Raw genomic sequence first — 21,747 nt, 5'->3', positions numbered from 1 at the left:
GATTAATCAAATTAAAAGTTATCTGCCTCTCTATAGGCTGCTACTAAAATATCTTCGCCCTCTTTACCAGATTTAGACATTCCATGTTCCATTCCCACGATTCCCTTATATCCCTTATTGTGTAACCACTTGAATACATTTTTATAATTGATCTCACCAGTATATGGCTCTTTTCTTCCTGGATTGTCGCCTATTTGTATATAAGCAATCTCAGACCAACACATATCCATCAAATTGATCAAATTTCCTTCATTTTTTTGTTGATGGTACGCATCGTATAATATTTTACAAGAAGGACTATTTACAGCTTTACAAATTTCGTACGTCTGATCCGTATAGCGTAAAAATAAATTAGGTGTATCACTCAATGGCTCTAAAACCATAGTAATGCCATGTGGTTCTAAAATTTCTGAACCTCTTTTTAATGCTTCTATAACGTTTGCGGTTTGTACTCCAATAGGCAAGTTGCGCTGATAATCACCAGGAACAACAGTAACCCATTTTGCATTTACACGTTTGGCAACTTCTACAGAGTCACGACAACCTTTAAGGAAGATATCAATATGTTCTTGTTTGTTCGCAGCCAAAGTATTTTGTCCGTTACCTCCTTTAGGCACAACAAATACCCCCATGCGCATTCCCAATTTAGCTAAAAGCTCGCCGATTTTTGTTTGTTCCTCAATAGAACGTCCAGGCATACCGTTGTCCTCAATACTGCGGAAACCTAAATCGTGCATGTATTTGATTTCATCTAAAAAACTTTTACCTGCTGAAGCAGAAAACATTCCTTGATGTGGTGCATAATCTAATTTAAAAGGGGTTGATTTAATCATTTCTTTATCTGGTTTTATAAAATCTGATGTTTTATTACTTGACAAGAAAGCTCCTGTTAATAGCAAGCCTGAATTTTTGATAAAATCGTTTCTCTTCATGTCGTTTATAATGGTTGATTATTGGTTATAAATATAATTATTAAATCCTGAGCTTTGCAATTCTTTTAACGTATAATTTTCAGAATATATTATATATGCCTCAGCCTGAGGAACTCTCTCGATATACGAAATTGCGTCTTCAGGTTTCAAATACATTAAATAATTATCCAAAGCGTCTGCCTGCATAGCAGTATTAGCGATAACGGTAACAGAAAGTATATTATTAGTTAATGGACTTCCTGTATGTGGATCGATATGGTGCGATAATCTTTTGCCATTTACAATGCGATATTTCTCATAACTTCCAGAAGTGGTGATAGCCTTATCTTTTATTGAAACCTTGTAAGATGTAGCAGAATTATTATTTGGTCGCTGTATCTCTATCTTGTATGTTTCGCCATTTGGCTTCACACCGAAACAATAAATTTCGCCCCCCACTTCGACCATAGAAGATTGAACACCTTTATTATTAAGAAAATCAGATAGCACATCCACCGTATATCCTTGCGCTATTCCATTCAAATCAATGGCCGTATTTTTATTTCTTTTCTCTAAGTATTTACCTTTTAATCTGAGCTTATTAAGGCCGACAAATTGACGAACACTATCCACTTGATTTTGTGTAGGATTATTCCGAAATCCTTCTGGTCCGAATCCCCACAATTTCATCAAGGGAAATACCGTAATATCAAAATAGCCTTTAGTTTTCTTGTGATAATCGAAACTCGCTTTTACGACATTATACATATGCGAATCAAGTTTCACGCGTTTATTAGATGAGGAGTTAAATTGATTGATTAATGAATTATTTTTATACAAAGACATTGATTCATCAATAACATTAAAAATACTATCTACTTCATCTTTTGAAACGACCTTATCTGCAGCATAATATTTAATAGAATACGTAGTTCCTTGTGCCTGCCCCGAAATGGTATATAATGAATTTGAAATAGGATATGCCGCATAAGCAACATATCCTATCAGAATATAAGATATAAGAATAAAAAGTTTCAAGTATTTATATGAATAAATTCGTGTTTATACCAGGTACTGCTACTGGGTATATACCATTTGCATCAGGAAGAATTTTTGGTTTTGCATCCCAAGCTAATGTTTCTGGCATTAAGTCAATTTCAGATTTTAATGCATCATCCCATTTGATTACTTTTCCTGTATAACACGCAATACGTCCAATAATACCAGCTAATGAACTGTATGCACCATATTCTGCATTATTAAATTTGTATTCTCCTTTAGCTACAGCAGCAAATAGCTCAACGTGCTCTTGCTGATAAGGATTTGGGTTTCCTTTGGGATCATGACGATAAATCTCGTTACCTTTTGAATCCCATAGAATAGCTCTACCACCAGCTGATAAATAGATTCTTCCTTTAGTACCTTGGAATGTTTCGTCTACACGATTATGTGATCCTTCAAAGTGACAACATTGACTGAAGACAACAGAACCATCATCGTAAGTCATCTCAATAGAGAAATTATCATAAATCTCTCCATACTCTTTGCCTGTACGATGTGCACGAGATCCAACACCTTGAATTGACACTGGATACTTGCCTTTAATCCAATTCGCAACATCAATATTATGTACGTGTTGCTCTACGATATGATCACCACATAACCAGTTGAAGTAATACCAGTTACGCATTTGATAGTCCATTTCAGTCTGTCCAGGTTTACGTGGTCTCACCCACACACCACCACTATTCCAATATACCTGACCTGATACAACATCCCCAATTGCACCATCTAAAACACGTTTGATACCTTCACGGTAATTATGTTGGAAACGACGTTGTAAACCAACGACAACATTTAATTTTTTCTGTTCAGCAATTTTTGAAGCCGCTAAAATTCTTCTTACACCTGGCGCATCAACAGCAACAGATTTTTCCATGAAAACATGCTTACCTTGTTTTACAGCCTCTTCAAAATGTTGAGGTCTGAATCCTGGAGGCGCAACAAGTAATACGACATCAGCATCTTTTATTGCATGTTTATATGCATCAAATCCCACGTATTTACGTGATTCAGGGATGTCCATCTTTGCAGAATAGCGTTTCGACAAATTGTTGTAAGCTGAATCTAAATTATCTTTAAAAGCATCAGCCAAAGCAACTAACTTCACATTCTGACCAGAATTCAATGCATCTGCAGCAGCTCCTGTACCTCTTCCTCCACAGCCTATTAATGCTACTTTAATTTCATCATTTCCAGCAGCAAATACTGAGGATATATTTGATGCAGTCATAGCAACTCCCCCAGTTACTAGAGCAGAATTTTTTATAAAATCTCTTCTTTTAATATTTTCCATAATTTCTATGATTGGTTATGTAGTGTATATTCTTATTTTTTAAAAGTCCTCTATTGGAGCTTGATCATAGTAAGCTAATATCTCTTCTTTAGAAGGTGCATTTAGTGGACGAACTAATCTTAGTCCAATAAATGGAGCCTCTGGAAACCACCAATTAGACTTAGGCATTTGTGGATCTAATTGTTTCCATATCGGATCTGAAGCTCCTCTCGCTGCTGAACGCAATTCATTTGCAGAGCTAGCAAATGATCCTCCACGCACCGAATGTGGATACAATTCAGTTGGGATAGCTACGGGATTTTTTGTTTTTTTGCCAGCAAACTGTTTATAGAAATCAGCATGATATTGGTCATACGTCCATTCAGCTACATTACCTATTATATCATACAATCCAAACGGATTAGGTTTCTTTTGCCCTACAACATTGGTTTTTTGGTCACTGTTATCTTCATACCATGCGTAATCTTTCAATTTAGAGACATCATTACCAAAGAAATAGTTATCTTTCGACCCCGCACGACAGGCATATTCCCATTCTGCTTCTGTTGGTAACCTATAGAAAACGCCAGTACGCACGTATAACCATTTACAAAATTGAATAGCATTGTAATGCGTCATAGCCAAAGCTGGAAATCCTTCCTTTCCAAACCCAAAAGTCATATCTAAATAAGGCTTAGTGGGTCTTGTTACAGCATCTACTTCTGATGGAACTGTTCCTGTGTTCTGTTTCGATTGCTCGTAGTCTTTATACAAGAATGACTGAAATAAATCCCATGTGACCTCATATGTCCCCATCCAAAAGGCATCAATTTCTACATCATGTGCAGGTTTTTCATCAGCCTTGGACGAATTATTATCCCCCATAGAAAAAACTCCTGCCGGAATAGCTTCCATTGAGAATGACAATGTTGTTCCTTCTATCTCCTGAACATACTTTGTGTGAGGGCTTTTGATTAGATTTTTCGCTTCTGACTTTTTATTTTGCGCTTCGGCAGCATATATACTTCCTAAAAGTAGAAATGAACAAATGACTTTGTGCATCAATTATTAATTTTTTATTTAAATGTTATAACAGTTATCAAATTCTAAGATAAGTGAAATACTAATTAATAAACTAATAATGTAAGTAACAATTAGATTACAACAGTGTATTAATTACACTATACCATACAAAGGATAATAATATGCCAATCAGAATACTAATTCCTATAAGCGTATTAGCGAATTTAACATTTAAGCCAAATTTTTCAACTACTATACTGGAGGCTACTAAACACGGCATAGTCATCTCAAAAACAGAAACACGGAAAAAGTTACCATTTAGCCCCAACAGGTAGATTAATAAAAGAGCAACGAATGGTATAATAAACAATTTAACAAGTAAACCTGCATAAAGCCCATTCAATTCATGAGATATACGCTTGAAATTTAATTGAAGTCCTATAGAGAATAATGCCATCGGACTAACCGTCGCCGCAAAAGAAGAGAACAAATTATTTAGCGCTTCATATTTCAAGTATTCATGGAAAATCAACGCTATAATGCACGCTATAAATGGTGGAAAGGTCAAAAGTCTCTTTAATATATACAGATACTTTTCTTTATCATCCGTAAATATATCTCTCGAACCAGCTGCTAATAACACACCAAATAGCGACAAAGTAAAAAATGTCACTTGATCACTTACTATTGCAACTTTCAAAAATTCCTCTCCATAATACGTACTTACTAGTGGAAAACCAATAAATGAGGTATTTGATAGACCAGCTACAATTATTAATGTATATAACGTTCGATTAGAAAATTTAAACCAAATATTAAGTGCCTTAAAAAAAACATAGGATGTGCCGAAAGCAAGAAATGGTAGGAAAGCAGTATATATGTAATCCATATTCCATTCAATCTGTGGAATATATTTGAGTGCGATTGACGGGAGTCCAACATATATAACCCATGTATTAATAGCTAGATGTCCACCCTTTTTTACAAGCTTTAAATATCTAAAAAGATATCCAAACAGTAAACATAAAAAAATAACGATAAAATTTGACATCGAGTAATTAAGGATAATATAATCTCAATATTTATACTGAGATGCTAACATTGACTAAAAGTAAGCCTTATATACCTAAAAATAAAACTAGATTAAAATATCTAAATAATTATAAAAATTGTTCTGATTAATAATTGTTCATTGTTAATAATTTGTTATTAACAAAAAAAGGATGCGATGCATCCTTTGAATCTATTTAACTACCTTGTTTAGCGCCTTTGAGACTGATTTCCCAAAATCTTTGTCAACGGTAATATAACCCGGATAAAAGAAATTTTTACCGCCAATTTTTACCGAAGGTTTAATCTTTAAAGCAAGAAATGCATCACTTTTGCGCGTAAAAATATCGCTCAAAACCTTTTCAATTCCCTGTTTTTTTGCAGCACTAAACAAATTCGCTCTAAAACTAAGTGGTACTACCGTGCTTTGTCCTTGCGCGAGATTAATATTTTCGTTTACTGAACCTTCAAACAAGGGTTTCCCTCCCATTTCAATCAAATATTTAAATTCATTGATTTTGGTTACAGTGGTTGTTGGATTTGTCATTTGCAAATTTACCGTAGCCTCTAAAGGCAAATCTTTGGTCAATAAAGCCATAGCTATCCCCGGTAAGCTACTTAGTGACACACCGCCATCTGTTTGGTACGAATTCACATCTCTTCCCGCTATGCGCATATTCTGGACAGAAGTAACATCATAGTTAAACTTTCCTAATGCTGCAATCTGTGCTTTCTGATTCACAGCACATCCACCTAATAAAAAAACGGTGACAGCAATTACTAAAAAACCTATCTTTTTCATATGTAAATTTTATTTTCCAAATGTATAAACTAATCCTAAAGTAAATACAGAATTTCCAGCTTTTAAATACTCGTTGCTATTCAATCCAATATTAAAACCATTTGTATACTGCACTTGCAAGCCATTAACCAATTGCATACGCGTAAAAAAAAGTGGTTCAATAAAATAATTTTCCTCCGTAGGAGTTACAACATCATTCAATAAAAAATCCTTCATCCCTATTCTACTTAGACGAATTGCAGTACCATAGTTTAATTCTTTTTTGTCTCCGAAAATATTTATCTTCTTTTTACGTGTAGATGAGTAGTTTACCTGTAAAAATATTTTATCAAAATTCATTTCACGCGATTCCACCAATTCATAACCATAGATCGACGCTCTTTGCTTAAAATCTTTTGTATTCCCCACACCATAGCCAGCGTAAATTTCAAATACTTGCCTTTTATCCTTTCCCATCGTCGTGAAATAACCAAGTCCCCCTTCTGCCAGCCACTGACGGAGGTAATTATTACTATTAGCACCTGTATTGACACTTGATCCATTAGCAATGATGGCTATATTATCAGTTAGAGCTACACCCAAATTACCGGAAATATTTCCTTTGGCATTAAAATGGCCTCCTACATAGACTTCACCAGAATTTTTGAACATTGGTGTTGATGGAACATTAGGCATATAAATAGAGCTACAACTGGCCAAAAATACTGTTGAAAACAGTAAAAGTATTGAATGATTTTTGATGATTTTTAACATACACATGGTTACGAACAATCATGCCAAATTAACATAAAAAGTCCTTGATTCATGCATCAAGGACTTAATTTTATATTATTTAACGTAAATTTTAGATACTTGGTTCTTGTTCTGTATCAGGTGCTTTATCGATTAACTCCATAAATTGATCTAATTTCGGCGTAATTATGATTTGCGTACGTCTATTTCTAGCTTTACCCGCTGTTGTGCTGTTGTCCGCAATAGGATTATACTCACCACGACCACCTGCTGTCAAGCGCTTAGGATCTACCCCATAATTATTTTGTAAAGCTTGTACAACTGAAGAGGCACGAAGAGTGGACAGATCCCAATTGTTACGAATATTTGGTTTTGAGATCGGATCTGAATCTGTGTTACCTTCAATTAGCACATCATAATCTTTATAGTCTTGAATGATTTTCGCAATCTTGCTTAAAGTTTCTCCAGCTTGCTCAGACACTTCATAACTTCCAGATTTGTACAACATATTATCCGACAAGGATATATAAACAACACCTTTCAATACCTGAACATCCACATCCTTCAACTCCTCACGACTAAGCGAACGTGTCAAATTGTTGGTCAACACCATATTCAATGAATCCGACTTGTTTTTCGTGTTTACCAAATGTTGAATGTACTTGTTTGAAGCATTAATCTCATCCACTAGCTTGGAAATATTCACATTTCCCTGAGAATTTTGTGCTATACTTTGATCTAAAGTTCCTTGTAACTTTGCATAAGCTTCTTTCAAGGCCGCGTTATTATTACGCTCGTATTCTAATTGATCCTCTAAGCTTTTTACTTTTGCACGACTTTCAGTCAATTCCAATTGTGTCTTTTGATACAATTGACCGAGATCTCTGTATTGTGCATCCAATGTAGTGTATTTTTTATTGCTCACACAACCTGTTATTAACAAGCCGCCAAGCAAAATGGTAACAGGAAGAATTCTTTGTATTGCCATATATCCTTTTATTTTAATCTTTCATAAATTAACAATTATAATACCGAAATACAAGGTTTATTGTTAAATAATACTAAAAAATCCTTCAACCGGGGAGATTGAAGGATTTTATAACTAACCAATTATTAACCTAAATTATGAATTACTAAATACTAATCAATACTTATGCCAATCTTAATTATGTCAGTTTTATATTAACATATTTTAACAATTTACTGCTAAAACGTCTATTTATTTTTCAAAATACCCTTACAAATATTACCTATTAAAGCTGGGCCTTCATAAACAAAACCTGTATACACTTGTACTAAAGCAGCACCAGCATTCAACTTTTCCAATGCATCTTCTGCCGTATGGATACCACCTACCCCAATTATTGGAAAAGCTCCATTTGATCTTTGGTGAATGTATTTAATTACTTCTGTCGAGCGTTTTGTTAATGGCTTACCACTTACTCCGCCCATTTCCTTCACCAAATTAGGATCAGACTGTAAACCTTCTCTCGAAATTGTTGTATTTGTCGCTATCAAACCAGCAATTTTAGTATCAGTTACGATATCAACAATATCATCCAATTGCGAATCCGTCAGATCTGGTGCAATTTTTAATAATATTGGTTTTGCAGTAGGCTTCTGTGCATTCAAATCTTGTAAGGTATTCAAGATATGCATCAGTGGACCTTTTTCTTGCAAATCACGTAAACCTGGTGTATTTGGCGAACTCACATTCACGACAAAGTAATCAACGTGATCAAACAATGCATGGAAACAATAAATATAATCGTTAACAGCTTCTTCGTTTGGAGTCACTTTATTTTTACCAATATTTCCACCAATGATGACACCTTGCGTATTTTTTAGATGAGATAATCGTCCTGCAGCAACATCTGCGCCTTGATTATTGAATCCCATACGATTAATCAATGCTTCGTCATTTACCAAACGAAACATACGCGGCTTATCATTTCCCGGCTGAGGCTTTGGTGTGACTGTTCCAATTTCGATAAAACCAAAACCAAAATTCGCCATATCTTCAATGTACTCTGCATTTTTATCAAAACCAGCAGCCAATCCTACAGGGTTTTTGAACTTCAAACCAAAAACTTCTCTTTCTAATCGCGGATCTTCTACCGAATACAAAGATTTCAAAATAGATTTAGAACCCCAGATTTTAGTGAAAGTTTTCAATCCATTCGTAACCGTATGATGCGCTTTTTCGGGCGCCATCGAAAAGAAAATTGGCTTTATTAGTTTGTACATTATCAAATATGAATCTTTAATCAAAAAACGAAGGATATATTCCTTTTGCTTAGCTACAAAGGTAGAAAAGAAGCAGAAATAATCACTACTTTTGCATTCGAAATGATATCAATAAATAATTTAACATTTGAAATAGGCTCAAGAGCCTTGTACGACGAAGCAAGCTGGCACATCAAACCAGGAGATAAAGTAGGATTAATCGGTGCTAATGGTACAGGGAAATCCACATTACTACGTCTCATCGTCGGACAATACAAACCTACCTCAGGTACCATTTCAATGGCTAAAGATTTAAAAATTGGTTACTTAAACCAAGATTTATTGTCTTACCATTCGGAAAAAAGCATTTTGCATGTGGCTATGGAGGCTTTTGAACGCCAAAATCAGCTGCATACAGAGATAGAAAATCTACTTAAGAAATTAGAAACAGACTATTCGGATGATATTCTGAACAAACTTAGTGATAAACAAACAGAGTTTGAAGCATTAGATGGTTACAATATTGAATTTCGTGCGCATGAGATATTAGCAGGTCTTGGTTTTTCGGAAGATGAACAAAGCAGACCATTAGCTACCTTCTCTGGAGGATGGCGCATGCGTGTGATGTTGGCGCGAATTCTTTTGCAAGCACCTGATATTTTATTATTGGATGAGCCGACCAACCACATGGATTTACCTTCCATCAAATGGTTGGAAAATTACTTACAAGCGTTTGAAGGTGCAATTGTAATTGTATCACACGATAGGTATTTCTTGGATAGAATTATCAAAAAAACAGTTGAGTCTCGCAAAGGAAAATTGACTTTGTATGCTGGTAATTACAGCTTCTATTTGGAAGAAAAAGCCATGCGGAATGAAATACAAGCTGGGCAATTCAAAAATCAGCAAGCTAAAATCAAGCAAGAAGAACGATTAATTGAGCGTTTCCGTGCGAAAGCTTCAAAAGCCAAAATGGCGCAATCGCGCATCAAAGCTTTGGAGCGTATGGATCGTGTGGACGATGTGGATGACGATAATCCGGAAGTAAATTTCAGCTTTAAATTTTCTAAACCTTCGGGTCGCCATGTCGTAACTTTAGAAAATATTTCCAAGTCTTACCCGAATTTAGAGATCTTGCGTAATACCAATGCACTCATCGAAAAAGGCGATAAAATTGCGTTAATTGGCGCCAATGGTAAGGGTAAATCTACCTTATTACGAATTGTCGCTGATGATGACAAAAATTTCGAAGGCACGGCTATCAAAGGGCACAATGTTTCCCAAACCTTCTTTGCACAGCATCAATTGGAGGCTTTGCATTTAGAAAACTCTATCATTGCTGAAATGCAAGCCTTTGCCCCAAAGCATACCGAAACAGAATTACGTTCGATTTTGGGTTGTTTCCTATTCACAGGAGATGATGCTTTCAAAAAGATTAAAGTGCTATCAGGAGGTGAAAAATCACGTGTTGCTTTAGCGAAAGCTTTAACAGCAGACGCAAATTTCTTGGTACTCGATGAGCCCACCAACCACTTGGATATGGCTTCGGTAAACATTTTGATTCAGGCACTACAACAATACGAGGGAACATTTATTGTGGTTTCTCACGACCGTTATTTCTTAGACAATGTAGCTAACAAAATTTGGTTTATCGAAAATAAAGAAATCAAAGAATATCCTGGAACATACCAAGAGTATGAAGAATGGAATGCTAAACGTGTCATAAAACCGGAAGTTAAAGAAGAGAAGAAAGTAGTCAAAGAAGAGCCTAAAAAGCAGAAACAAGCTCCTTCTGACGACACAAAAAGAATATTACTTAAAAAGAACAAAGAGCTCGCTCAATTGGAAGAGCAAATTGCGACTAAAGATGAAGAAGTCAAAAAATTAGAAGCACATCTAGCATCCGAAGAAGTTTATTCAGACGCAGTCAAACTACAAGAAGCAACAAGAAATTACAATTCTTCTAAAGCTGAATATGACCAATTACATCAAAATTGGGAATCATTAGCAGAAGAGATAATGGAACTGGAGGGATAAAAAAATGAAGACTTTACAAATTGTAAAGCCTTCATTTTCTATGTTAACACCATTTCTACATGAGGAATATTATCTTCGAGATAAGGATCTTCGCTCACACGTACAAAACCTACGTTTTCATAAAACCCCTGTAAATGTGCTTGAGCGCTAATGCGGATGGCTTCTGTTGGAAAATCTTTTCGTATGGCTGAAATGGCTTGCAACATAAGCTCTGTCCCCAATTTCAAATGACGTGCAGCTGGATTCACTACTACACGACCAATCGACGCATCTGCGTAGGATACATTAGGCGGAAGTAAGCGTGCATAAGCTACGACTTCTCCATCCAAAATTCCCATCAAATGCTTTCCTTTCAAATCTTTGTTATCACATTCCGGGTACAAACATTCTTGTTCCAACATGAATACATTAATACGAAGTTGTAATATCTTATACAACTCCAAACTTGACAATTCTGAAAAAGGACGAACTACCCAAGTAACACTCATTTGAAATTAAGCTAAACTAGATTTTACAATTTCAGAAATAGTTTTGCCGTCAGCTTTACCAGCCAATTGTGCATTTGCAGCACCCATTACTTTACCCATGTCTTTCATGCCGGCAGCGCCAGTTTCAGTGATAATATTTTTAATAACCGCTTCAATTTCTTCACGAGATAATTGTTTCGGAAGATATTCTTCAATTACTTGTTGCTCTTCAAACTCTGTTTGAAACAAATCCTCACGACCTTGAGTTTTGTAAATCTCTCCAGATTCCTTGCGTTGTTTTACTAATTTCTGCAAAACTTTGATTTCAGCATCTTCTGTCAATTCTTCAACACCTGCTTTCTCCGTTTTTGCTAATAAAATAGCCGCTTTCACAGCACGCAATCCTCTCAAACGCACAGCATCTTTAGCGATCATCGCTGCTTTGATATCCTGATTTATTTTTTGTTCTAATGACATAATACAATTATTTTCTGTTTACAATAGTTCCATTTGCTTGCGCTGTAGGCATAATAAGCAAATCGTTTATATTTACATGTGCTGGACGAGATAAAACAAAAGCAATTGTTTCTGCTATATCCTCTCCACGCAATGGTGTTAAGCCATTATACACATTTTTTGCACGTTCTTTATCGCCATGAAATCTAACTTCCGAAAATTCAGTTTCAACCATACCAGGATTAATTGCCGTAACTTTTATTCCGAAAGGTAACAAATCAATACGCATCGCTTTATTCAACGCATCCACCGCATGTTTAGTAGCACAATACACATTTCCATTCGGATAAACCTCTTTCCCAGCAATTGAACCAATATTTATAATATGTGCACTGTTACTAAGTTTCAACAAAGGAGTAACGGCTTTTGTGACGTAAAGAAGTCCCTTTACATTTGTATCGATCATACGATCCCAGTCGTCCAAATCTCCATCTTGCAAAGCATCCAATCCTTGACTTAATCCCGCATTATTGATTAATACATCAATATTTTTCCATTCGGTAGGAAGATTATCTATAGAATTTAGGACATCTTCTCTGTTTCGTACATCTAACCCAAAAGTATGCACTTCCAAACCTGAAATAGATTCTTGTAACTCGTTTTTTAATTGTACCAACCTATCTTCACGGCGTGCACAAAGAATCAATCTATACTTTCCCTCTTTCGCTAATACATGCGCACAGGAAGCACCGATACCTGAACTTGCGCCAGTAATTAAAACTGTTCTCATTTTTTATTGAAATATGAGGCTAAAATAGATATTGCGAACAAGACCGCGATCTATTGGCGCCATAAATTTGTTTTCAGCAGATAAAAGATGATTATTACTCAATATATTATTTATGCTTTGACTAAATCTAATCTCGGGAGAAACTTTAAAGAAAGATAAAAAGATATCAAACCCAACTCCAGCCTCCCATGACATATATTCTGGACGTAAAATAATTCCTTCAGGTATTTGCCTATTATTTTTAGACTCCAATCTTAAGTCATTATATTGTTTTATAAGTCCTACCCATCGAGTCAATCTGACGCCTCCCAAAACATAAGCTCTATATTTTGTATCAGAATCAAAGAAAGTTTTTTCTTCCGAACGAAATTTAAGCGCTACAGGAAATTCAAAGGAATTGAAATTATCACCTCGAAGATCTTGTAACACATGTTTTGACCTCCGTACAATAGGGTTTCTGTCTGTATCAATTGGAGAAAAGACAATTTGATTAGAATTTAGAATATTGAATGAAGGATTAAAATTGATAGAGAGCTTCTCACTCCAACGAAAATCCATCGGTAAGCCTATTGAAAATCCAGCCGAGCTTTTACTTTGAATTGATTTTAAATCTCCCAAATATGTTAAACTCTCCGAATCAGAATCTAAGCTTTCAAATAACTGTTTCCAATTATCCTTTAACTTCAATTGATAATTCTGATTTATATAATTGTATTGAAACCCAATTTGAATAGTTGCGTCTTCATCGTACCCACTAAATGGAAATGAAATAAAATTTTGTGCCATCAATGCATGCATCGATAACAGTATTGATAAAATTATGGTGTACCCATATTTGATCATTTGGATGCTTCGTAAATCGTACAGAAACCAAAAGTTTGAGGCAGAACGTTCGTAGAACTAAAGCCAACTTTATCTGTTATTTTAGCAAAACGTGCACCATCAGGAAATTTAGCTACAGATTCAGGCAAATAAGAATATGCACTTGAATCTTTAGAAATCAAACGACCATATGCAGGTACAATTTTATGAAAGTAAAAATTATAAAACTGCTTAATAGGAAATGCTGTAGGGTTAGATAATTCTAAAATAATCGCTTTCCCACCTGGCTTTAATACGCGGTGAATTTCAGACAATCCCTTTTCCAAATCTTCAAAATTACGAACCCCAAATGCTACAGTCACCGCATCAAAAGAATTATCCTCAAACTGAAGGTTTTCTGAATCACCCAACTGAACTTCAAATACATTTTGCAATCCTTTTTTTACAATTTTATCTTTAGCAACTTCTAACATTCCTTGCGAAATATCGACACCGATAATTTTTTTAGGTTTTAAGATTTTGATAGATTCAATAGCAAAATCACCAGTACCCGTTGCAACATCCAATATATGTTGCGGATGAATTTCTTGTAAAAGTTTGATTGCCTTCTTTCGCCATATCACGTCAATACGCATTGTCATCAGACGATTCAAAAGATCGTATTTCTTCGAGATATTGTTAAACATATCTGCGACTTGTTCTTTTTTACCGCCGTCCTTTGACTTATATGGTTTTAGTGTTGAAGCTTCATTTGACATACAGCAAAGATAGTATATATTTTATGTAGTATAAAAAAGAAAAATTACTCTTCGCGACAGGAACTTTTCTTAAAGTATTGATTATGAAAACTTAACTACATAGTTCATCATCAAGCAATTCACACAACAACCATTTTTGACTTATTCACACACACAAGAGTTTTCCACATACCGCTAACAACTTGAACACTAGCGTAATTAAGAATGAATTAACACAATATCCACAATATATGTTAATAATAACTCGTTATTTAATAGCACCTAAAGCATTGCTAAAATTTACTTAACATGAAGATGTGAAGAACTATAAAATTTCAGCTTTACAATTTTTAGTACTTTTGTTATAACGATGTTTTACATGTCCAATAGCATGGGTAAAAGTATTGAAAAACATAAAAAATTACGGGATAATGGAGCAAGAATATTCGGGTCAAAATACAAACTTTAACAAGGCAAATTTTAACAAAAAACGCACGAGTCTAAATAATATGATTAGTGGTCTTGGTAAGCTACCTCCACAAGCTGTGGATTTGGAAGAAGCAGTACTAGGCGCATTGATGTTGGAGAAAAATGCATTGAGTGAAGTTATCGATATTTTGAAGCCAGATTCTTTTTACAAAGAAGCGCATCAAAAAATATTTGAAGCCATTTTCTCCTTATTTCAGAAGACTTCTCCGATTGACATCTTAACTGTTACAGCAGAACTTCGTAAATTAGGTTCACTTGAAATGGTCGGTGGAGCGTATTATATCACGCAGCTAACAGATCGAGTTGTTTCTGCAGCCAATATTGAATACCACGCACGTATTATTTCACAAAAATATATTCAACGTGAGTTAATCAAAGTTTCTACAGAAATTATTAATTCTTCGTATGATGAGACTTCGGATATCTTCGATTTATTAGACCACGCTGAAAAAAGTCTATTTGACATTGCACAAAATAACCTAAGAAGAGATTCACGTAAAATGGATGACATTATGCGTGAGGCTATCAATAATCTTGAATTATTGCGCGACCGTACAGATGGACTAACAGGTATTCCGTCAGGATTGACGGCGCTTGACAGAATGACTTCGGGATGGCAACCCTCTGATTTAGTCATCATCGCTGCTCGTCCTGCAATGGGTAAAACAGCATTCGTACTTTCTGTAGCTCGTAATGCTGCTGTTGATCACCAGCGACCTGTTGTTGTATTCTCACTAGAGATGTCTTCTGTTCAATTGGTAAATCGTCTAATAGCTGGTGAAACTGAAATTGAACAAGAAAAATTAAAGAAAGGAAACTTGGCGGATCACGAATGGCAACAACTACATTCGCGAATTGGCCGGTTGACGGAAGCACCGTTGATTATTGATGATACCCCTGCACTAAACGTCTTTGAATTTCGCGCAAAATGTCGTCGCCTCAAAGCGCAACATGATATACAAATGGTTATTGTCGATTACCTGCAATTAATGCATGGTAAATCCGAAGGTAAAGGCGGTGGTAACCGTGAGCAAGAAATTGGCAGTATTTCACGTGCATTGAAATCTGTAGCTAAAGAATTGAATGTTCCGGTATTGGCCTTATCACAATTGAGCCGTGCTGTAGAATCACGTCCAGGAAACAGTAAACGTCCAATGCTGTCCGACTTACGTGAATCCGGATCTATTGAGCAGGATGCCGATATGGTGTTATTCTTATACCGCCCAGAATATTATGGTTTGACAGAAGATGAAGAAGGTCGCTCTACTGCTGGTGTTGGTGAGGTAATTATCGCAAAACACCGTAACGGTGAAACAGGCATCGTTCCTCTAAAATTCGTTGGTAAATATGTGAAATTCGTCGATTTAGAGGAAGACTTTGGTGGTATGGGTGGTGGTGATTCATTCAGTAGTAATGACTCTCCGTTTGGCGGATCTGCCATGTCCCCTTCTGCATCATTTGATGATTTCATGGGTGGCGGTGGCATCACCATGCCTTCCCGCATGAATGATATGCCTGATGATTCTCCTTTTTAAAAAAGTTGAGCTTTAAAATAATAAATAAGCAGCCTTTTATCGATGAGATAAAAGGCTGTTGCTATTTATATATTTAAATTTAAATCTTACTTTTCTACGAAGAACCTATCACGTTCAAATGTACTGATGTGGCGTTCTTTTTTCGGAAGGTAAATATCTTCCAAAGTAATCAAAATCCCTGTTTCTTCGACTTCACCAAATTCATCGTTCAATGCTGTTCCAAAAGTCAACATAGTCGGCGAAAGATTCATATACGTATTAATCAAAGGAGGAATATTTTCTCCCAATTCACGGATATGTTTGTTTAGCACTTTATACCCGTCTTTGTAATTCAGACCATCAAACACACCAATGTATTTAGAAATATCTGTTTTATAACCTATATTCAATTCTTCGTATGGCTTTACTAAATTTTTACGGTCGGGGAAATAAGTTTCCATGAAGTACATCAGCAAGTCACGTGCTTCTTCGTTGAATTGTGGATACATGGTTACTTTTCCAAATAAGTATTTTATATCAGGATTGATAACGACTAATGCACCAAGACCATCCCAAAGATTATCCAATGAAAACAAACCTTTACGGTTATCAATAGAAGGTTGGTAGCGCGGTTGCACCCACGAACGGCCTAATTCTATCGTATAGGGCAAATAATCTTTATTAAACTCGTCCGAAAACTCAAAATAATGAGAAGTAGATAAATGAATATTCCCTTGCTCATCCACCGACTGATCACAACGAATTGTCCTATACCCAGCTATTATTTCTTCATCATCAGGATTCCAAGCGATCAATTGATCATAGTTGTGTGTACATGTGTCGTTCTCATCTATATCCAACGGTTGCCCCGTACCACCACCAGCAGATCTAAAAGTAACCTCTCGCAAACGACCTATTTCACGCATAATATTAGGCGCTGTATGGTAATTAACCAGATATACTTCATTATTACCATTATTGGTATAACGTAAAAAAGCTTCTCTCGTCAACTCTGCCTTAATCAAATCTCTCTCAACTGGAGCTATAATTTCTTCCATATAATTATTTCTGCGTCTTCAACACGTATACCTGCTGCTTTACTTCTGCAGCCCACTGTTTCTCATTTCTAGAATTATCAAATGTCGTATAAGGAATACGTTCCCCTACACGAATAGTGACCCGCTGATTACGTTGACCAAAAAACTCATCAACCAAATACAACATCTCTAAATTAAATTTTATACCTAATCGATTTCGCCAATTAGAAAGGTTGTAAAAGAAATTGGAATTTCTTCCTTCTATATACACCGGAATTATATCTTTTTTATATTTTTTGGACTTTGAAATAAAACTTTTTTTCCATTCCAAATCTACAATTTGGCCATTTATTTTGCGCGAAACAAGTCCTGCCGGAAAAACCAATAAAGCGTGGTCTGCAGCATAAGCTTCTTCTATAGCAGATACAGCACTTTTATTTTGTCCCCCAATCTTATTGACCCCTACAAATAAAGGCTCTAAGTTAACTACATTCATAAGAATATCGTTAACCAAAAATTTCACATCTCTTCGGACACGTCCAATAGCCTGCATAAAGGCGATTCCATCAAGACCACCCAAAGGATGATTTGATGCAAAAATAACACTATCGTCTCGAGGTATATTTTCTGCCCCTTCCAACACGACTTCTACACCCAAATCGTTAATCAGCGCATCAACAAAATCTAAGCCTTTTAAATCGCGAAATCTATACATAATATCATTGATATCATCTTCATGTATAGTACGCTCCAAGTAACTTATTAAAGGACTTGGAATCCACTTCGCTAATCCAGGACTTTTTTTCCGTATTACCTCTCTTACCTGTATAAACTTCTTCTTGTCTTCAGCCATATGATACGATTTGTCACGGTTTTTTCCTGCAAATCTTGACGCGTAAAAATAAAAAATAATGCTTTAATATGGATATAATTTACAATATTTATTCCGTTAATTTTGCTTTTCATCCTTTTTTTTTGAATATTTAGTAAACGATTTGTAATAATTAAAGTCTAACTTAATAAAGCATAGTCATGTTTATAGGACAATACATATCTACTGATTACCACGAGGTTTTACTATCCGACAGCATTGACTTTGCACTCAATAAAATGACGGACAATCACCTCAAACAATTAGCCGTCGTAGAGGATAATTTATTTTATGGCATCATTACCGAAGATGTGTTATTGGATCAAATTAATCCTCACGCATCACTGGAATCTATTAAAATACTTTTCAATTCGGTTTATTTATTCGATTATCAACACATTTATGACGCCTTACAAAGTATGGTCGCTTTCGACTATTGCTTCATTCCAATATTAAACAAAAATCACGAGTACCAAGGTGTGTTGACCAAACAATGTTTGTTGGTAGCATTGAATGCTACTTTAGGTAATGATGAAGGTGCTATAATCGTTTTAGAATTGGGAATTCGCGACAATGCGTTATCTCATGTTGCACGAATTATAGAAGCTGAAAACACATCAATTCTAAGTACTACTGTGCATCAAATACCTGATAGCTCCAAACTAGAAATGACTATTAAAGTCAATAAAACAAATATTTCTTCCGTAGTAGCATCCTTATGGCGCAACGATTATGTAGTCAAAGCGACTTTCAGAGATGGTGGTGCACAATCGGATATACAAGATCGCTACGACCTTTTGATGAATTATTTAGATTTATAAGCAATTCTTCGCACCTTTGTAAGGAATATCAAACTTGCTAGAATGCAACATCAAAAGATTGCCATATTTGGAAGAGTATTTAATACATCTATTACGCCATTCATTGAGATACTTTTCAATTACTTGGAGAGTGAAAAAATAGAGGTTGTTATTTATCGAGAATTCTATAAATTCTTACTGAACACAAGTAAATGTCCTAAAAACTTACAAACTTTTGAAGCACATCATGACCTGCCAAAAGATATTGATTTCTTATTAAGTCTTGGTGGTGATGGTACCATGTTAGCAGCAGTTTCAGTTATTCGTGATTCAGGAATTCCTATTGCAGGGATCAATTTGGGACGACTTGGCTTTTTAGCAAATATTCCAAAAGAAAATATCGAATCGGCACTTACCAAAATCTTAAATAATCAATTTACCATCCAAAAGAGAACACTTTTAAGTGTTGAAAGTGACCAAAAGAAATTGTTTGGCGAAGATAGCTTCGCACTAAATGACATTACGGTTTTCCGATACGATTCCTCTGCCATGATCACAGTGAATGCGATGATCAATGATGAGTTATTGAATTCCTACTGGGCAGATGGATTAATAATAGCGACACCAACAGGTTCTACAGCCTATTCGTTGAGTTGTGGTGGCCCGATAATAATGCCCGGAAGTGGCAATTTCGTGATTACTCCTATTTCACCCCACAATTTGAATGTACGTCCGATTGTCGTTTCAGCTGATATGACGCTCAACCTAAAAATTGAAAGCCGTACAGATAAATATATTTTAAGTTGTGACTCTATGAGTGAAACATTATCTACAGACATAGAAATAACTATTCGTAAAGCACCATTTGAAATAAATCTTATCAGACTGCAGAATGACAGTTACTTTGGCACATTGCGTGAAAAATTACTTTGGGGTATTGATGTGCGAAACTATTAGGCGAGTTTTACACATTATATAATAACAATTATTTCAAAAACTTTATCTTTACATCCAAATTAAAAGACTTTGTTTTTAAGATTAGCCATATTAACCCTTGTGTCTTTTTTTTCATTAAAATTGCATGCCCAACGATATGAAATCGGAATCAATGGTGCTGCGACGGGATATTTGGGAGACCTTAATACTTCAAATAATTTTTATATTAAAAATTTTGGAGGAGGGCTTTTTATAAATTATAATTTGGATCCTACATGGGGGATAAAACTAAGTGGAAATCACTTGTTAATATCTGGTAGTGATCAAGATTTTCAAAACAGTCTACAACAAATACGTAACTTAAAATTCAGAAATCAAATTACAGAATTAGCATTAGCAGTAAACTTCAATTTTTGGACATATTTTAGAAGCAAAAATAAATCGAAATTTACACCTTATATTTCTACAGGTATTGCAATATTGAAACACGATCCGTATATATATTATGATGAGCATAAGGTTAAATTAAGACCTTTGAAATTAGAATACGATGAAACAACCAATTCACAATTATATGCGAATTGGAATCTTGCTATTCCATTAAGCTTAGGAATTAAATACAAATTGAATAGCATGTGGTCTATAGGAGGAGAAATAAGCTATAGACTTGCATTTACCGATAATTTGGATAATGTGAGCAAGTACTATGCGACATCTGTACCGCAAGACATTGCATTTCCGAATATTATGGTTGGTCCACAAAATGAAAAACGCCCGTTTGATACTAATGATTGGATATATTTAGCTGATCCATCAAGTAATTTAACTGGTAATGCAGGTTTAGCAAGAGGTGACGGTAAAAATAAAGATGGATATATGACAGCAGGCATAACGTTGACATATACTATATTTGACCCTAATTGCTACAGCTGGATAAAAAGATAAGAGAATGAGCTTGAAGAATAAGATAGATAGGTCAAGATTACCTCAACATATTGCTATCATCATGGATGGTAATGGTAGATGGGCCAAAGGATTGGGTAAGTTGAGAGTATTTGGACACAAAAACGGGGTAACTGCTGTACGAGAAGTTTTGGAAGGAGCCATTGAAGTGGGAGTCAAACATCTTACACTCTATGCTTTTTCGTCCGAAAACTGGAACCGCCCCAAATTAGAAGTACAAGCGTTAATGGAATTATTAATTAATTCTCTTAATAAAGAATTGCCTACATTTCAAACTAATGGCGTACGTGTCAAAGCTATCGGTTCATTAGACAGTCTGCCTAACAATTGCCAAAATACTTTAACCAATACTATTGAACTAACTAAAAACAATACCACTTGTGTCCTCACACTAGCTTTGAGTTATGGCTCAAGAAACGAAATAATCGAAGCTACTAAGAAAATAGCTCAGAAAGTCGTTGCTGGTGATATTAACGTTGAGGATATAAATGATGATTTATTTAGTTCAAATTTACAAACAGATGGAACGCCTGATCCGGATTTGATGATTCGCACAAGTGGCGAGCAACGAATCAGTAATTTTTTACTTTGGCAATTAGCCTATACAGAACTTTGGTTCTCCCCAAAACTATGGCCCGATTTCACAAGAGAAGATTTATTTGGTGCAATTTTGGATTTTCAAAACAGAGAAAGAAGGTTTGGAAAGACCAGCGAACAGCTCTAACAGTAATTTAAAGTGGGTTTTCGAT

22 protein-coding genes are annotated in these 21,747 nt (G+C 35.4%); 6 read left to right on the top strand and 16 right to left on the bottom strand.

The features are described 5' to 3' along the window. Nucleotides 1–11: 11 nt before the first annotated feature. The 9 genes from GOQ16_RS04235 to GOQ16_RS04195 all read right to left on the bottom strand — a co-directional run bounded on the left by GOQ16_RS04235 (nt 12) and on the right by GOQ16_RS04195 (nt 9,100). Nucleotides 12–932 carry a hydroxypyruvate isomerase family protein gene (locus GOQ16_RS04235; protein WP_160068167.1) on the bottom strand — a complete coding sequence of 307 codons (921 nt, stop codon included), beginning with the start codon at nt 930–932 and terminating at the stop codon, nt 12–14. Between the two features lie 18 nt (nt 933–950). Further along, nucleotides 951–1,949, bottom strand: a complete 999-nt coding sequence (locus GOQ16_RS04230; protein WP_160068166.1) for an FAD:protein FMN transferase — start codon at nt 1,947–1,949, stop codon at nt 951–953. A 4-nt stretch (nt 1,950–1,953) separates the two neighbouring features. After that, nucleotides 1,954–3,267 (bottom strand): Gfo/Idh/MocA family protein, encoded by a 1,314-nt coding sequence (locus tag GOQ16_RS04225; protein ID WP_149915303.1) that lies wholly within the window; start codon nt 3,265–3,267, stop codon nt 1,954–1,956. A gap of 39 nt (nt 3,268–3,306) precedes the next feature. Continuing rightward, the gene (locus tag GOQ16_RS04220) at nt 3,307–4,308 is read right to left on the bottom strand and encodes a formylglycine-generating enzyme family protein (protein ID WP_160068165.1); all 1,002 of its coding nucleotides are present in this window, start codon (nt 4,306–4,308) and stop codon (nt 3,307–3,309) included. Between the two features lie 97 nt (nt 4,309–4,405). Further along, nucleotides 4,406–5,320 carry an AEC family transporter gene (locus GOQ16_RS04215; RefSeq protein ID WP_160068164.1) on the bottom strand — a complete coding sequence of 305 codons (915 nt, stop codon included), beginning with the start codon at nt 5,318–5,320 and terminating at the stop codon, nt 4,406–4,408. A gap of 192 nt (nt 5,321–5,512) precedes the next feature. After that, nucleotides 5,513–6,121, bottom strand: coding sequence for a hypothetical protein (locus tag GOQ16_RS04210; RefSeq protein WP_160068163.1), 609 nt, complete (start codon nt 6,119–6,121; stop codon nt 5,513–5,515). Between the two features lie 9 nt (nt 6,122–6,130). Further along, on the bottom strand, nt 6,131–6,796 hold the full coding sequence (locus GOQ16_RS04205) for a hypothetical protein (RefSeq protein ID WP_240140957.1): 666 nt from the start codon (nt 6,794–6,796) through the stop codon (nt 6,131–6,133). A 169-nt stretch (nt 6,797–6,965) separates the two neighbouring features. After that, a complete protein-coding gene (locus GOQ16_RS04200; protein ID WP_160068162.1) occupies nt 6,966–7,841 on the bottom strand; it encodes an OmpA/MotB family protein in 876 nt (291 codons plus the stop codon). Nucleotides 7,842–8,068: 227 nt separating this feature from the next. After that, the gene (locus tag GOQ16_RS04195) at nt 8,069–9,100 is read right to left on the bottom strand and encodes a quinone-dependent dihydroorotate dehydrogenase (RefSeq protein WP_160068161.1); all 1,032 of its coding nucleotides are present in this window, start codon (nt 9,098–9,100) and stop codon (nt 8,069–8,071) included. A 102-nt stretch (nt 9,101–9,202) separates the two neighbouring features. Between GOQ16_RS04195 and GOQ16_RS04190 the strand changes: the two genes are divergently transcribed. Beyond that, nucleotides 9,203–11,116, top strand: a complete 1,914-nt coding sequence (locus tag GOQ16_RS04190; protein WP_160068218.1) for an ABC-F family ATP-binding cassette domain-containing protein — start codon at nt 9,203–9,205, stop codon at nt 11,114–11,116. Nucleotides 11,117–11,154: 38 nt separating this feature from the next. On the opposite strand, the gene GOQ16_RS04185 is transcribed toward GOQ16_RS04190, so the two are convergent. The 5 genes from GOQ16_RS04185 to ubiE are packed head-to-tail and all read right to left on the bottom strand — an operon-like array spanning nt 11,155 to nt 14,409. Next, nucleotides 11,155–11,604, bottom strand: coding sequence for a GNAT family N-acetyltransferase (locus GOQ16_RS04185; protein WP_160068160.1), 450 nt, complete (start codon nt 11,602–11,604; stop codon nt 11,155–11,157). Nucleotides 11,605–11,610: 6 nt separating this feature from the next. Further along, complete coding sequence (locus GOQ16_RS04180) at nt 11,611–12,060, bottom strand: GatB/YqeY domain-containing protein (protein ID WP_160068159.1); 450 nt, start codon at nt 12,058–12,060, stop codon at nt 11,611–11,613. A 7-nt stretch (nt 12,061–12,067) separates the two neighbouring features. Then, complete coding sequence (locus tag GOQ16_RS04175; RefSeq protein ID WP_160068158.1) at nt 12,068–12,829, bottom strand: SDR family oxidoreductase; 762 nt, start codon at nt 12,827–12,829, stop codon at nt 12,068–12,070. Nucleotides 12,830–12,832: 3 nt separating this feature from the next. Then, entirely contained in the window at nt 12,833–13,615 is a 783-nt protein-coding gene (locus GOQ16_RS04170) for a PorT (RefSeq protein ID WP_160068157.1), read from the bottom strand. Nucleotides 13,616–13,668: 53 nt separating this feature from the next. Next, complete coding sequence (gene ubiE / locus GOQ16_RS04165) at nt 13,669–14,409, bottom strand: bifunctional demethylmenaquinone methyltransferase/2-methoxy-6-polyprenyl-1,4-benzoquinol methylase UbiE (RefSeq protein ID WP_160068156.1); 741 nt, start codon at nt 14,407–14,409, stop codon at nt 13,669–13,671. Between the two features lie 410 nt (nt 14,410–14,819). On the opposite strand from ubiE, the gene dnaB reads away from it, so the two are divergent. Continuing rightward, complete coding sequence (gene dnaB, locus GOQ16_RS04160) at nt 14,820–16,412, top strand: replicative DNA helicase (protein WP_149915315.1); 1,593 nt, start codon at nt 14,820–14,822, stop codon at nt 16,410–16,412. 86 nt (nt 16,413–16,498) lie between these two features. On the opposite strand, the gene glsB is transcribed toward dnaB, so the two are convergent. Then, complete coding sequence (gene glsB, locus GOQ16_RS04155) at nt 16,499–17,449, bottom strand: glycine N(alpha)-acyltransferase GlsB (protein WP_160068155.1); 951 nt, start codon at nt 17,447–17,449, stop codon at nt 16,499–16,501. A gap of 4 nt (nt 17,450–17,453) precedes the next feature. Then, on the bottom strand, nt 17,454–18,281 hold the full coding sequence (gene glsA, locus GOQ16_RS04150) for a lyso-glycine lipid O-acyltransferase GlsA (RefSeq protein ID WP_160068154.1): 828 nt from the start codon (nt 18,279–18,281) through the stop codon (nt 17,454–17,456). 179 nt (nt 18,282–18,460) lie between these two features. Here glsA and GOQ16_RS04145 point away from each other — a divergent pair, with 179 nt between their 5' ends. From GOQ16_RS04145 to uppS, 4 genes are all read left to right on the top strand, one after another. Continuing rightward, nucleotides 18,461–19,120: a CBS domain-containing protein gene (locus tag GOQ16_RS04145; protein WP_160068153.1), complete on the top strand. Its 660-nt coding sequence runs from the start codon at nt 18,461–18,463 to the stop codon at nt 19,118–19,120. Between the two features lie 42 nt (nt 19,121–19,162). Then, complete coding sequence (locus GOQ16_RS04140) at nt 19,163–20,056, top strand: NAD kinase (RefSeq protein WP_160068152.1); 894 nt, start codon at nt 19,163–19,165, stop codon at nt 20,054–20,056. A gap of 69 nt (nt 20,057–20,125) precedes the next feature. Then, nucleotides 20,126–20,980, top strand: coding sequence for a type IX secretion system protein PorG (gene porG / locus GOQ16_RS04135; protein ID WP_160068151.1), 855 nt, complete (start codon nt 20,126–20,128; stop codon nt 20,978–20,980). 4 nt (nt 20,981–20,984) lie between these two features. Beyond that, nucleotides 20,985–21,722, top strand: coding sequence for an undecaprenyl pyrophosphate synthase (gene uppS / locus GOQ16_RS04130; RefSeq protein WP_160068150.1), 738 nt, complete (start codon nt 20,985–20,987; stop codon nt 21,720–21,722). Nucleotides 21,723–21,747 lie beyond the last annotated feature (25 nt).

Origin of the sequence: Sphingobacterium bovisgrunnientis (genome assembly GCF_009829085.1) — a bacterium.
GTDB lineage: Bacteria > Bacteroidota > Bacteroidia > Sphingobacteriales > Sphingobacteriaceae > Sphingobacterium > Sphingobacterium bovisgrunnientis.
This window is presented reverse-complemented; position numbering and strand designations above follow the sequence as displayed.

What these genes read in the sequence shown, in the direction of transcription:
- GOQ16_RS04235 (WP_160068167.1), bottom strand. Translation starts at nt 932, where the DNA reads ATGAAGAGAAACGATTTTATCAAAAATTCAGGCTTGCTATTAACAGGA.
- GOQ16_RS04225 (WP_149915303.1), bottom strand. Translation starts at nt 3,267, where the DNA reads ATGGAAAATATTAAAAGAAGAGATTTTATAAAAAATTCTGCTCTAGTA.
- GOQ16_RS04220 (WP_160068165.1), bottom strand. Translation starts at nt 4,308, where the DNA reads ATGCACAAAGTCATTTGTTCATTTCTACTTTTAGGAAGTATATATGCT.
- GOQ16_RS04215 (WP_160068164.1), bottom strand. Translation starts at nt 5,320, where the DNA reads ATGTCAAATTTTATCGTTATTTTTTTATGTTTACTGTTTGGATATCTT.
- GOQ16_RS04210 (WP_160068163.1), bottom strand. Translation starts at nt 6,121, where the DNA reads ATGAAAAAGATAGGTTTTTTAGTAATTGCTGTCACCGTTTTTTTATTA.
- GOQ16_RS04205 (WP_240140957.1), bottom strand. Translation starts at nt 6,796, where the DNA reads ATGCCTAATGTTCCATCAACACCAATGTTCAAAAATTCTGGTGAAGTC.
- GOQ16_RS04200 (WP_160068162.1), bottom strand. Translation starts at nt 7,841, where the DNA reads ATGGCAATACAAAGAATTCTTCCTGTTACCATTTTGCTTGGCGGCTTG.
- GOQ16_RS04195 (WP_160068161.1), bottom strand. Translation starts at nt 9,100, where the DNA reads ATGTACAAACTAATAAAGCCAATTTTCTTTTCGATGGCGCCCGAAAAA.
- GOQ16_RS04190 (WP_160068218.1), top strand. Translation starts at nt 9,203, where the DNA reads ATGATATCAATAAATAATTTAACATTTGAAATAGGCTCAAGAGCCTTG.
- GOQ16_RS04185 (WP_160068160.1), bottom strand. Translation starts at nt 11,604, where the DNA reads ATGAGTGTTACTTGGGTAGTTCGTCCTTTTTCAGAATTGTCAAGTTTG.
- GOQ16_RS04180 (WP_160068159.1), bottom strand. Translation starts at nt 12,060, where the DNA reads ATGTCATTAGAACAAAAAATAAATCAGGATATCAAAGCAGCGATGATC.
- GOQ16_RS04175 (WP_160068158.1), bottom strand. Translation starts at nt 12,829, where the DNA reads ATGAGAACAGTTTTAATTACTGGCGCAAGTTCAGGTATCGGTGCTTCC.
- GOQ16_RS04170 (WP_160068157.1), bottom strand. Translation starts at nt 13,615, where the DNA reads ATGGCACAAAATTTTATTTCATTTCCATTTAGTGGGTACGATGAAGAC.
- ubiE (WP_160068156.1), bottom strand. Translation starts at nt 14,409, where the DNA reads ATGTCAAATGAAGCTTCAACACTAAAACCATATAAGTCAAAGGACGGC.
- dnaB (WP_149915315.1), top strand. Translation starts at nt 14,820, where the DNA reads ATGGAGCAAGAATATTCGGGTCAAAATACAAACTTTAACAAGGCAAAT.
- glsB (WP_160068155.1), bottom strand. Translation starts at nt 17,449, where the DNA reads ATGGAAGAAATTATAGCTCCAGTTGAGAGAGATTTGATTAAGGCAGAG.
- glsA (WP_160068154.1), bottom strand. Translation starts at nt 18,281, where the DNA reads ATGGCTGAAGACAAGAAGAAGTTTATACAGGTAAGAGAGGTAATACGG.
- GOQ16_RS04145 (WP_160068153.1), top strand. Translation starts at nt 18,461, where the DNA reads ATGTTTATAGGACAATACATATCTACTGATTACCACGAGGTTTTACTA.
- GOQ16_RS04140 (WP_160068152.1), top strand. Translation starts at nt 19,163, where the DNA reads ATGCAACATCAAAAGATTGCCATATTTGGAAGAGTATTTAATACATCT.
- uppS (WP_160068150.1), top strand. Translation starts at nt 20,985, where the DNA reads ATGAGCTTGAAGAATAAGATAGATAGGTCAAGATTACCTCAACATATT.